This is a genomic window from Streptomyces sp. NPDC029159, from assembly GCF_055564055.1.
In genome coordinates, this window is record NZ_JBVHWT010000004.1 from 311422 (window position 1) to 323592 (window position 12171).

General features: G+C 74.7%; 11 protein-coding genes. 2 read left to right on the plus strand and 9 right to left on the minus strand.

The window, feature by feature from the left end; translation table 11 throughout:
- Nucleotides 1-83: 83 nt before the first annotated feature.
- Nucleotides 84-749, minus strand: coding sequence for a hypothetical protein (locus ACZ4U4_RS10985; protein WP_467871604.1), 666 nt, complete (start codon nt 747-749; stop codon nt 84-86).
- An 8-nt stretch (nt 750-757) separates the two neighbouring features.
- A complete protein-coding gene (locus ACZ4U4_RS10990) occupies nt 758-1318 on the minus strand; it encodes an RNA polymerase sigma factor (protein WP_467871607.1) in 561 nt (186 codons plus the stop codon).
- A gap of 225 nt (nt 1319-1543) precedes the next feature.
- Between ACZ4U4_RS10990 and ACZ4U4_RS10995 the strand changes: the two genes are divergently transcribed.
- Entirely contained in the window at nt 1544-2176 is a 633-nt protein-coding gene (locus ACZ4U4_RS10995) for a flavin reductase family protein (protein ID WP_467871610.1), read from the plus strand.
- Nucleotides 2177-2221: 45 nt separating this feature from the next.
- Here ACZ4U4_RS10995 and ACZ4U4_RS11000 read toward each other — a convergent pair whose 3' ends face one another.
- Nucleotides 2222-3295, minus strand: a complete 1074-nt coding sequence (locus tag ACZ4U4_RS11000; RefSeq protein WP_467871612.1) for an alcohol dehydrogenase catalytic domain-containing protein — start codon at nt 3293-3295, stop codon at nt 2222-2224.
- Between the two features lie 138 nt (nt 3296-3433).
- Nucleotides 3434-4345, minus strand: a complete 912-nt coding sequence (locus ACZ4U4_RS11005; RefSeq protein ID WP_467871615.1) for an SDR family oxidoreductase — start codon at nt 4343-4345, stop codon at nt 3434-3436.
- 97 nt (nt 4346-4442) lie between these two features.
- On the opposite strand from ACZ4U4_RS11005, the gene ACZ4U4_RS11010 reads away from it, so the two are divergent.
- The gene (locus ACZ4U4_RS11010; protein ID WP_467871618.1) at nt 4443-5369 is read left to right on the plus strand and encodes a cyclase family protein; all 927 of its coding nucleotides are present in this window, start codon (nt 4443-4445) and stop codon (nt 5367-5369) included.
- Between the two features lie 102 nt (nt 5370-5471).
- Here ACZ4U4_RS11010 and ACZ4U4_RS11015 read toward each other — a convergent pair whose 3' ends face one another.
- From ACZ4U4_RS11015 to ACZ4U4_RS11035, 5 genes are all read right to left on the minus strand, one after another.
- Nucleotides 5472-5966: an ATP-binding protein gene (locus ACZ4U4_RS11015; RefSeq protein WP_467871620.1), complete on the minus strand. Its 495-nt coding sequence runs from the start codon at nt 5964-5966 to the stop codon at nt 5472-5474.
- A 449-nt stretch (nt 5967-6415) separates the two neighbouring features.
- Complete coding sequence (locus tag ACZ4U4_RS11020) at nt 6416-7375, minus strand: acyl-CoA dehydrogenase family protein (RefSeq protein WP_467871623.1); 960 nt, start codon at nt 7373-7375, stop codon at nt 6416-6418.
- Nucleotides 7376-7383: 8 nt separating this feature from the next.
- A complete protein-coding gene (locus ACZ4U4_RS11025; protein ID WP_467871625.1) occupies nt 7384-8538 on the minus strand; it encodes an acyl-CoA dehydrogenase family protein in 1155 nt (384 codons plus the stop codon).
- Between the two features lie 8 nt (nt 8539-8546).
- Nucleotides 8547-9743: an amidohydrolase family protein gene (locus ACZ4U4_RS11030; RefSeq protein WP_467872101.1), complete on the minus strand. Its 1197-nt coding sequence runs from the start codon at nt 9741-9743 to the stop codon at nt 8547-8549.
- A 174-nt stretch (nt 9744-9917) separates the two neighbouring features.
- A complete protein-coding gene (locus ACZ4U4_RS11035) occupies nt 9918-12074 on the minus strand; it encodes a protein kinase (RefSeq protein ID WP_467871628.1) in 2157 nt (718 codons plus the stop codon).
- Nucleotides 12075-12171 lie beyond the last annotated feature (97 nt).

Consider the following 12171-nt stretch of genomic DNA (forward strand, 5'->3'; position numbering starts at 1 on the left):
TGCTCTCCCGTGCAGTGCGGACCCGGCACCCCTCATACGGCCGGGCCTCCCGATCCGTATGACACCGCCCTGGGTGAGCCGTGTCACAGCTTGCTCTCACGCGCGGTGCACACCGGCACCTCGCGGGTGTTGCGGGTCCGCACCCCGGGCAGCCAGCCCGCCACACCCCGCGCCGTGCCGACGCGGTACCAGCGGGTGGAGGTCAGGCCCTGCTCGTCGCGGACCATGACGCCGTCGGTGACCACACAGCGGGCCGCCAGGACGTCGCCGTGCCAGACCCGCCCGGCGGCGTTGTCGCGGTCGGCGTAGCGCCGGTACGGGTCCTTGGCCAGCCGCAGTGCGCACTCCAGCGTGTGGCTGCCGCGGCAGACCGGCTCGGTGTTGTAGACCGCCACCGGGACGGTCGGGGGTGCGGCCGGACGCGGCGGCGCGGCACCGGGGCGCACCGCCCACCACACGCCCAGCGCCACCGCCGCCACCGCCGCGGCGACCACGAACGCCGTGGCATACGGCCGGCGGCGCCGTGCGAGCGGGGCGGTGCGGCGCTCGGACGGCGTCTCCCGCACGCGCGCCCACAGCCCCGGGGGCACCCCGATCGCCTCGTCGGCGCGGCGCAACCGCTCCCGCAGCAGCGCCACCGCGTCCTCGTCCCCACCGCCGCCGTCCGGCCCGCCCGTGCGGCCCGGCCCGCCGCCGCCCGGTCCGCCCCCGTGGGCGGCCGCGTTGTCGTGCGGGCGTCCCGTGTCCACCGTGCCGTTCACCTCCCCGCCCGTCCCCGGGCCGATTCAACGAGGTGGGCGCGGAGCCTGTCCAGGGCGCGGGCCCGGTGCCGGGCGGCCGTTCCGCGGTGCACCTTCAAGATCTTGGCGGCCTGGTCGAGGGTGTAGCCGTCGAGGTCGACGAGGATGACGACGCCCGCCTGCCGGTGGGTGAGCATGCCCAGCATCCGCACCGCCTCCAGCTCGGCGTGGCGGCGCTCCAGACCGCCGTCCCACCCCGCGGAGTCCGCCGGTGCGGCCTCCTCCCCGAACCCCTCGACGGCGTCGACCGGCACCTGCCGGCCGTTCCTGCGGTACGCGTCGCGGGCGATGTTGAGCGCGGTGGTGAACGCATAGGCGTACGGCTCCGGATGGGCGAGGAAACGCTGGGGGCGCTGCGCGAGCTTGAGGTAGGTCTCGTGCACCACGTCCTCCGCGGAGTGGCGCGAGCCCGCCAGCATCACGGCGCGCCGGTAGAGGCGCGGCAGCAGCCCGCAGAAGACGTCGTCGAAGGTCGGTGATGCGGCGGACGCGGAAGATGACGGCATCACATCGGCCATGTACCGGAACCCTCCCCCGTTACTCGGTCACGGTCGCGGCCGGGGTGGACGCTACCCGCACGGTGGGCAGCAAATCAGGCCGTCGCGGGCCGTCGTCCGAAATTGCCCGGCGTTCGCCGCCCCGGGTCCGTCAAACCACCCGTGAGGGTCAACTCCCTTTTCCACAGCACCTCATGGCGCACCGGAACGCTTCACATCTGACGATGCGTCAGTTTCAATGAAGTCATGATGGGACATGCGGGAATGGCGGCCGCGGCCGTCCGCTATCTGCGTTCGACCGGCGCCACGACCGCGGCGCACGCGCCGGCCACCGCACCCCGTAGACCGCTGCGGGCGGTCCGCGACGGCGAGCGCGCGCCGTGCGATCCGGCCGCCTTCCGCGCCGCCCTGGGGCACTTCGCCAGCGGCGTCACCGTGATCACCGCGCCCGCCCCGGCGGAGGGCGGCGCCGGACCGGCCGGTTTCGCCTGCCAGTCCTTCGCCTCGCTCTCCCTGGACCCGCCGCTGGTGACGTTCATGGTCGCCCGTACGTCGACGACCTGGCCGCGGATCGCCCGCGCCGGGGTCTTCTGCGTCAACGTGCTGGGCGCCGGGCAGGGCGCGCTGTGCCGGGCGTTCGCGGTCAGCGGGGCCGACAAGTTCGCCGGGGTGCGGCACACGCCCGCGCCGGTGACCGGCGCGCCGCGCCTCGACGCCGTACCCGCCTGGATCGACTGCACCGTCCACGCGGTGCACACCGGCGGCGACCACCTCGTCGTCGTCGGCCGGGTCGAGGCCCTGGGGACGGACGCGACGGCGGCGGCCGGTGGCCCGCTCCTCTTCCACCGCGGGGCCTTCGGGACCTTCCGGGAGGCGTGAGCGCGGGGGCGCGGACCCGGGTGGCCCGCGCCCCCGCCGCGCGCCTCACTCCGGGAAGACCAGCACCCCGCGCGCCACCCGCCCGTGGTGGGCGTCGTCCGCCGCCCGGGCGAACTCCTCCACCGGGTGGACCGCGCTGACCAGCTCGTCGAGGAGGAGGCGGCCCTCGCGGTAGAGGCGGGCGTAGAGGGCGATGTCGCGCTGCGGGCGGGCGGAGCCGTAGCGGCAGCCCAGGATCGCCTTGTCGAGATACATCGACGACACCAGGAACGACGCCTCGGCGGTGGCGGGCGGGACGCCCAGCAGCACCGCCTGGCCGTGCCGGTCGAGCAGGTCCACCGCCTGCCGGATGAGGCGGGTGGAGCCCACGCACTCGAAGGCGTGGTCGGCGCCGGTCGGCAGCACCTCCTTCACCGCCTTGACGCTGTCGGGCACCGCGGAGGCGTCGATGAAGTGCGTGGCGCCGAACTGCCGGGCCCTCGCCTCCTTCGCCGGATTGGCGTCCACCGCGACGATCGCCGAGGCGCCGGCGAGCCGGGCGCCCTGGAGGACGTTGAGGCCGACGCCGCCCGCGCCGATGACCACCACCGAGTCGCCGCGGTCCACCTTGGCGCGGTTGAGCACCGCGCCGACGCCGGTCAGCACCGAGCAGCCGATGAGCGCCGCGGACGCCGCCGGGATGTGCGGGGAGATCTTCACCGCCTGGACCGCCTTGACGACGGTGCGCTCCGCGAACGCCGAGTTCGACGCGAACTGGTACAGCGGCGCGCCCCGCCACCGGAACGGTGTGCCGGGCATCCCGATCGCCTTGCGGCACATCGTCGGCCGCCCCCGGTCGCACTCCGCGCACGCCCCGCAGTTGGCCAGCGTGGACAGCGCCACCTGGTCCCCCGGCTCGACATGGCCGACGCCCGGGCCGACCGCCTCGACCACCCCGGCGCCCTCGTGCCCGAGCACCAGCGGCGCCGGGAAGGGGATCGTGCCGTCGATGACCGAGAGGTCGCTGTGGCACAGTCCGGCCGCCCGGACGGCGACCAGCACCTCACCGGGCCCGGGGTCGCGCACCTCCAGGTCGTCGACGACCCGGGGCTTCTCACCGTCGAAGATGACGCCTCTCATCACAACCTCCGTGGATCGGCCGCCCGGACCGGGGCGGGAGACGGGCGGGACGGGCAGGGTGGGCGGCACGGCCGCGGGGCGGCGGGCGCGCCGCCCCGTCCGTCCTGTCCCGCGCGCCGCCCCGCACCCGTACCGGCCTCAGCTGTTGGGCCGCTCCCCCTTGGCCGCCGCGGCCGCCATCGCCTCCAGTTGCGCCAGCATCGGCATCGGGTCCGTACCGACCGTCGCCGGCAGGGAGTCGGCCAGTTTCTCCGGGGTCCAGCCGTCGGCGCTGTAGGCGGCGCGCACCTCGCGGGGCTGGGCCCAGACGGCGATCTTGGGGCCGGCGACGGTGTAGACCTGCCCGGTGATCTTCTCCTCCCGGGCCCGGTCGCTGAGCAGGTAGACGACGAACGCGGCGACGTCCTCGGGCTCGCCGATCTCCGTCAGCTCCATGGGCACGTTCGCCGACATCCGGGTGCGTGCGACGGGCGCCACCGCGTTGGCGGTCACGCCGTACTTGTGCAGTCCCAGCGCGGCGCTGCGCACCAGCGAGATGATGCCGCCCTTCGCCGAGGCGTAGTTGGCCTGCGCCACGCTGCCCTGGTGGTTGCCGCTGGTGAAGCCGATGAGGGTGCCGGAGCGCTGCTTGCGCATGACGGCGGAGGCGGCGCGGAAGAGGGTGAAGGTGCCCTTGAGGTGGGTGGCGACCACCGGGTCCCACTCCTCCTCGGTCATGTTGAAGAGCATCCGCTCGCGCAGGATGCCGGCGACGCAGACCACGCCGTCGATCCGCCCGTAGCGCTCCAGCGCGGTGTCGACGATCCGCTGTCCGCCGGCCATCGTCGCGACGTCGTCGGCGACCGCGACCGCCTCGCCGCCCGCCGCGGTGATCTCCTGCACGACCGCCGCCGCCACCTCGCTGCTCGGCTCGCCGCCCTCGATGGAGACGCCGTAGTCGTTGACGACGACGCGGGCGCCGTGGGCGGCGCAGGCGAGGGCGACCGCCCGGCCGATGCCGCGCCCCGCCCCCGTGACGGCGATCACCTTGCCGGCCAAGAAGTTGCCCATGCCGTGCCCCTCCCCAAGTTTCTGACGGATCGTTAGATTTTTGAGCAGTCCCGGGACGAACACAAGCCCCCGGGCCGAACCCGCCCGGGAGGGCCCCGTGCCGCTGCCGCAGGAATTCCACGACCTCGCCCGCCAGGTGAACAACTGGGGCCGCTGGGGGCCGGACGACGAGATCGGCACCCTCAACCTGATCACCGGGGAGACCGTCCGGGCGGCCGCCGCGGAGGTCCGCGGCGGCCACCGCGTCCCGCTCGCACTGCCGCTGCGCCACGACGGCGTCCAGACCGGCGCGATCCCCGGCCGGATCAACCCGCTGCACACCATGACCGCCGTCAACCAGGAGCTGTTCGGCCCGGACACCGTCGCCACCTCGGACGACGTGGTCACCATGGGGCTCCAGGCCGGCACCCACTGGGACGGCCTGACGCATGTCTCACACTCCGGGCGGCTCTACAACGGACGCCCCGCCGGTGCCGTCACCGCCCACGCCGGGGCCACCGCCCTCGGCACCGAGAAGCTGCCGCCCGTCGTCTCCCGCGGCGTCCTGCTGGACGTGGCCCGCGCCCACGGCACCGACCGGCTGCCCGACGGCCACGCCGTCACCCCCGAAGACCTGGACGCGGCCGAGGAGTTGGCGAAGACCCGGGTGCGGGCGGGCGATGTGGTGCTGGTGCGCACCGGGCAGCTGCGGCGCTATCTGGCGGGTGAGCGGGCGGCGTACGCGTTCCCGTCGCCGGGGCTGTCGGTGCGTACGCCGCGGTGGTTCCACGAGCGGGACGTGGCGGCGGTCGCCAACGACACCCTGACGTTCGAGATCTTCCCGCCGGAGATCGAGGGGCTGTGGATGGCGGTGCATGCGCTGCACCTCGTGGAGATGGGCATGCTCCAGGGCCAGAACTGGAATCTGGAGGAGCTGTCGGCGACCTGCGCGGAGCTGGGCCGCCACACCTTCCTGCTGTCCGCCGTCGCCGAACCCTTCACCGGCGGCACGGGCGCCCCCGTGGCCCCCGTCGCGCTGCTCTGACCGGCCCGGCGCAGGCCGGAACAGTGCAGGCCGGAACGGCGCAGGCCGGAACGGCGCACCGCCGCCCGCCGCCCGGGCCACGCCCCGTGGGCGGCCCGGCGGTCAGACGGCGTGGTGCGTGATGCGGTACGCGGCGGACGCCGCGGAGCCGGGGGTGTACGAGGCGTCCTGGCCCTGCGGGGCGAACGGCAGCGGCTGTGCGCGGTCCACCTCGCACCAGATGCGCTTACCGGCACCCTCGGGCTGCCAGCCCCAGCGGTCGGCGAGGCCGTCGACCAGCTCCAGGCCCCGGCCGTGGGTGTCCTCGCCGTCGGCGTGCCGGGGGCGCGGCGGCCGGGCACTGGCATCGGCGACCTCCACCCGCACCGTCCCCACCACGGCGCCGGAGCCGGAGAAGGACATGCGCAGCACGGCGCCGGTGCCCGTGTGGACCACGGCGTTGGTGACCAGCTCCGAGATCAGCAGGATCAACGTCTCGGACAGCGACTCGTCGACGCCTATCCCCGACCCGGCCAGCCGCGACCTGGCCCACCGCCGGGCCCGCCCCACCTCAGCGGGGTCGGGGCGTACCTCCAACTGCACCTGAAGCACCTGCACCGCTCACACCATCCGAACCGGCGGAAACTTCGCCTTGCGCCTCCACGAGGTCACGGTGCGTGACCTCACCGACTCCCAGCATGGTTGACGTTCCGTCACGGCAACAAGCGCTTCGGGCATATTCCAGCGCAAGGGAGTATGCGTGTTGCATACTGTGCGACGCACTTTTTCGGGGAGTCGAACACGCGGAAACCGACTTCCGCGTCCACTGCGAGGGCGGCGCACTCCGTATCCCGGAGCCGTCTCACCGACGGCACCGTGATCATTGCGCCACAGAACCACTCGCACCCGAGCGAGCGTACCCGAGCGGACCGCCAACTCCCCCGTGTGACGAGTCACGCTCAGGACACCATCCGATATCGACGCTCCGTGACCGAATCTGCGTACCGGAACCGACATTTCGCGCATCGGCTGCAAGAAGCTGACATGCCTTGCGTCTGCTCCGGACATCATCCGGTCAGCAGGCCGGCCGCCAGGCGTTCCTCCGTCTCCCGTGCGCCGCCCCAGCACTCCGCGCGCCACCATGCGCGCTTGAGGTGGAGATGGATCTCCGCCTCCCAGGTGAATCCCATGCCACCGTGCACTTGCAGACAGTCGCGGGCGTTACGTACCGCCGCGTCGTCGGCGAGCAGCTTCGCCGCGCAGGTCTCGTCCTCGCTCTCGGTGACCGCCGCCGCGTACACCGCGGCGCGCGCCGTCTCGGCCCGTACCAGCATTCCGGCGCACAGGTGCTTCACCGCCTGGAACGCGCCGATCGGCGCCCCGAACTGCTCGCGGACGCGGGCGTACGCCACGGCTTTCTCAACCGTGCGCGCCGCGCTGCCGAGCTGCTGTGCGGCGGTGAGCAGCGCCGCCTCCCGGCGCATCCGGCGCACGTCCACCGCGGGCCCCGGCAGCGCCCGCCCGGCGCCCGCGGGCACCCGGGCCAGCGGCGTCAGCGGATCGACGGAGGACGGGCGCGGGGCATCCGCCGCGGCGGCGGGCCGGCACACCCGTACGGGCCCGTCCGCGCCGTCCGGCAGCACCACCAGCTCCGCGCAGTCGTCCGGGTGTTCCCACAGCCCCGGCCCGCCCGGCGCCTGGGTCAGGCCGACGAGGCGCTCCCCGGTGGCGACGCCGTCGAGCCGTCCGGCCAGCAGATGGCAGGCGAGCAGCGGGCCGGGGAGCAGCGCCCGGCCGGTCTCCTCGAAGAGCAATACCGCCTCGGGCAGTCCGAGCCCGACGCCGCCGTCCGCCTCCGGCAGCCGCAGCGCGAAGAGTCCGGCCGCGCCCAGCTCGCGCCAGAGCGCGCGGTCCGGGGCCGGCTGTGCGACGGCCGCGCGCAGCCGCTCCGGACCGAACCGCCCGGCCAGCAGCGCCCGCATCCCGTCCCGCAACTCCCCCTGTTCCTTGGTGAGTTGGAAGTCCACGGCCCCTCTCACCGCCCCTTCGGCAGGCCGAGGATCCGCTCGGCGACGATGTTCTGCTGAATCTGCGAGGTCCCGGCCGCGATGGTGTACGAGAGGGAGGAGAGGCGGGCGGCGACCCACTCGTGGTCGGTGTCGAGCGCCCCGGCGCCCAGCACCTCGGCCGCCGCGTCGTACAGCTCCTGACGGGCGTGGGAGTAGCGGAGCTTGAAGACGGAGGCGCCGGCGCCCGGCACCCCGCCGCCGCGCTCCGCGGCGCCGACGTTCCACTGGGTGAGCCGCCACAGCGCGGTGAACTCGGCGGCGAGCCGTCCCAGCCGCCGCCGCAGCACCGCGTCGTCCCAGCGGCCGTTCTCCCGTGCGGTGCGGGCCACCGCGCCCAGCACCCGGCGGCAGGCGACGACCTCGCCGACGAAGGCGGTGCCGCGCTCGAAGGAGAGCGTCACCATCGTGACCCGCCAGCCGTCGTTCTCCGCCCCGACCCGGTGCGCCGCCGGGATGCGGACCTCGTCGAGGAAGACCTCGGCGAACTCGGTGGACCCGGCGAGCGTCCGCAGCGGCCGTACGGTCACGCCGGGTGCGTCCATCGGCATGGCGAGCCAGGTGATGCCGCGGTGGCGGGGCGCGTCCGGGTCGGTGCGGACCAGGAGTTCGCACCAGTCGGCGACCTCGGCGTGCGAGGTCCAGATCTTGCTGCCGGTCACCACGTAGTCGTCGCCGTCGCGGACCGCCCGGGTGCGCAGCGCGGCCAGGTCCGATCCGGCGTCCGGTTCGCTGAAGCCCTGGCACCAGATCTCCTCGCCGCGCAGGATCGGCGGCAGCCAGCGGGCGCGCTGCGCCGCACTCCCCTCGGCGGCGAGAGTCGGCCCCGCGTGCAGCAGCCCGACGAAGTTCGCCCCGACGTACGGCGCCCCGGCCAGCTCGGTCTCCTCCAGGAAGATCAGATGCTGGGTCGGGGTGGCACCCCGCCCGCCCGCGTCGGCCGGCCAGTGCAGCCCCGCGTACCCGGCGTCGTACAGCATCCGCTGCCAGGCGGTGTCGTAGGCGCGGCGGCCCGGCCAGTCGTGCGGGTCGGGGGGCGGCGGGAGCGCCGGGAGCGCCGTGGTGAGCCAGCGGCGCAGTCCGGCGCGGAACTCCTCCTCCTCGTCCGTGTACGTGAGGTCCACGGCCGGGCCTACCGGTCCAGGTCCAGGCCGAGCATGCGGATGGCGTTGCCGCGCATCAGCTTGTACACGGTCGCCTCGTCGAGCCCCTTCACATGGTCGAGGGCGACCTCCTTGGTGTGCGGGAAGGTCGAGTCGACGTGCGGGTAGTCGGTCTCGAACGTCGCGTTGTCCCGCCCGACGGCATCGAGCGAGGCGACGCCGTGCCGGTCGCGGAAGAAGCAGCAGAAGATCTGCCGGTAGTAGTAGGTGGACGGCGGCTCGGGGATCAGCTCGCGCACCCCGCCCCAGGCCCGGTGCTCCTCCCAAACGTCGTCGGCGCGCTCCAGGGCGTACGGGATCCACCCCATCTGGCCCTCGCTGTAGGCCAGTTTCAGCCGCGGGAAGCGGACGAGCACGCCGCTGAAGAGGAAGTCCATCATCGACGCCATCGCGTTGTTGAAGGAGAGCGACGCCTGGACGGCGGGCGGGGCGTCCGGAGAGGCGGCGGGCATCTGCGAGCTGGAGCCGATGTGCATGTTGACGACGGTCCCGGTCTCCTCGCACACCGCGAAGAACGGGTCCCAGTAGCCGGAGTGGATCGACGGCAGCCCGAGATGGGTGGGGATCTCGGAGAACGTCACGGCGCGCACCCCGCGCGCCGCGTTCCGGCGGATCTCGGCGACGGCGAGGTCGATGTCCCAGAGCGGGATCAGGCAGAGCGGGATCAGCCGCCCGCCGCTGTCGCCGCACCACTCCTCGACCATCCAGTCGTTGTACGCGCGCACACAGGCGAGGGCGACCTCCTTGTCCCGCGCCTCCGCGAAGGTCTGGCCGCAGAAGCGCGGGAAGGTCGGGAAGCAGAGCGACGCCTCGACGTGGTTGAGGTCCATGTCCGCCAGCCGCGCCGTCGGGTCCCAGCAGCCGCGCCGCATCTCCTCGCGGGTGATGCCCTCCAGCGTCATCTCGTCGCGGTCGAAGCCGACGGCGGCGATGTTCCGCTTGTACGGGAACTTCAGGTCCTCGTAGAGCCACCAATCGGTCGGCGGTCCGTCGGGGTCCATGGTGATGACGTACTTGCCGCCGGTGTACGCCAGCTCGCCGATGCCGGCGGTGTGCGGCCGGGGGCCACGCTCGCGGTAGCGGCGCGGCAGCCAGGTCTCGAAGAGGTGCGCGGGCTCGATCACATGGTCGTCGACGCTGATGATGCGCGGTAGTTCCACCGGAATCCCCTCACCCGGACCGGCCGGACCCGCTGCCCGATCCGCCAGATCTGATGCTCCGTCAGATATGAGGCTAGCTCCGGGCGCACGAGGGCGACAAGGCTCGGGAGGCGGGCGCGCACACGCGACGGACCGGCCCCCGGGAGCGAGGGCCGGTCCGTAAGAAGGCGGTGCTTTCCGTCAGTTGGGGCGGTACGAGCCCGTGGCCTGGTCGTAGAGGCGGTCGACGGTGCGGCTGCCGGATTGGGGGCCGATGACCTGGACGAGGTGGTAACGGCCCTGGTGGATCATGGCGAGGTTGCGGACGTAGACCTCACGGCCACTGGTGTCCTTCCAGCTGAAGCCGCCCTCGGCCATCGCCGTCCGCCCGACGTCCATCCGCCGCAGCCCGGACGCGGACGCCCAGGAGGCGGCGCGGTACGCCGCCAGCTCCGGCTCCTTGTCCTGCTGGTAGGCCATCGGATCGGCGCCGAACGCGGCGACGGTGTCCCGGCCCGGCACCACGATCAGCTCGTAGTCACCGCCGGTGTAGCGGATCCGGTCGTGCCCGTCCCGGCCCCGGCGCCGCCAGTCCTCGCGGACCGCGATCTGGAAACCGGCCGGGTCCTTACGGACCGCGAAGCCGGTGGCGAGACCGGCCGGGGTGGTGGTCTGCGGGCTGCCCGCGGGCGGGGCGCCGCGGGCGTCGTCCGGGACGGTGGCCGTGGGGGACGGCGCGCCCGAGGTGCCGGTCCCCTTACGGTCGCGGGCCTCCTCGCCGGCCTTCGGCAGGAACAGCACGACGCCCGCCACGGCACCGACCATCAGCAGCAGGACCAGCGCCAGCAGCAGCACGCCCAGATGGCGCGGCCCGCGGGCGCGCGGCGGCTTCGGCGGCCGGCCCGGGGCGGGCGCGGCGAGGCCGGGCGGTTCGTGGTGGCCGACTGCCGCCGCGCGGGCCTTCCGGCCGGACGGCTTCGGGGCCCGGGCGGGCTTGGGCGCCGGGGCGGGCTTCGGCGCCGCGCCGCGACCCGGGCGTCCCTTGCGGACCAGTTCGCCGCTGCGCCGGACCTCCGGCAGCCGCCGCGGGTCGGCCGCGCCGCGGGCGGGGAGGGTGACGAGCCCGCTGTCCAGCTCCGGTTCGGTCGCACCGCGGGTCACCTCGCGCAGCACGGCGAGGAGCGGGCCCACCGCGGGCCGGGCGGCCGGGTCCGGGCCGAGCAGCGCCTCGACGGCGGGCCGCAGCGGGCCGCACGCCCCGGCCGGTGCCGGGCGGTGCGCGCACACCATCCGGGCCAGCTCCGCCGCGTCCTCCTCCGGGTACGGCGGATGGCCCTGCACACAGCGGAAGAGCAGCGAGCCGAGCGCCCACAGGTCGGTGCCCGTCCCCACCGCGGAAGTGGTACCGGCCCCGGCCGGGGCCGCCTGCTCCGGCGCCCACCGCTCGACGACCGGCCCGATCAGCGCCAGCCGCATCTCCCGCACCCGCCCGGCGACGAGCCCGGCACCGGCGGGAGCGGCACCCGTGGGGTCGGGGCCCGCAGAGGCGGAACCCGTACGGGCGGCGTCGGCCGGGGCCGGGCCCGCAGGGGCAGGGATCGCGGGGAGCGCCGGGGCGGGGCCCGTAGGGGCAGGGGCCTCGGGTGAATCCGCGGGGGCCGGGCCGCCGGACTCCGTGACGGCGCCGTCCTCGGTGGCGTCGGCGCCCGGCTTCCCCGCGGCCTCCGCCACCTCCGGCCCCCGCGTCGGAGCCGGTACCGGGGCCGGCAGCGGCATCGCCTCCGTGCCGCACAGCGCCTCCTGGGCCGCGCCGGCCGCCAGGCCGCTCAGCACCGCGCGGCCGTCGTCGCAGATCAGGACCGTACGGTCGGTGATGTTGCGGTGCACCCAGCCGTGGGCGTGCAGGGTGCGCAGTGCGGTGAGGACGTCCGCGCCGATCTCGGCGGCCCGCTGCGGTGCCAGCGGTCCCTCGGCGAGCAGCGCGGCGAGCGGGCGGGCGGCGATCAGCTCACCGGCGATCCACAGCGCGCCCTCCGCCACGAAGACGTCGAAGACCTGGTCGAGCAGCGGATGGTCCGGCAGCTCCGCGGCCCGGGTCGCCGCCAGGAACGCCCGGCGCACGACCGGGTCCCGCGGATCGTGTGCCGCCTCCCGCGCCGCCCCGGGCCCGGCCCGACCGCCCGGCGCCGCGTCGGCGAACTCCGCCTCCACCACCTCGGGCAGCGGCAGCTGACGGAGCAGCACCTCCTGCGAGCTGTAGGTGTCGAGGGCGCGCAGCACCGTGGCGCCGTCCGCACCGCCGGGCCGCAGCGGCAGGCGGTAACGTTCCGCGAGCATCCGCCCCGCGTACCGCTCCACGACGCCTCCCTGCGTATGTGCCGCGCCACCACCGCACCGGCGCCGCATCCCCCGCGGACGCCCGCCCGGGCCGCCCGCACCCGGACCCGCACCACGC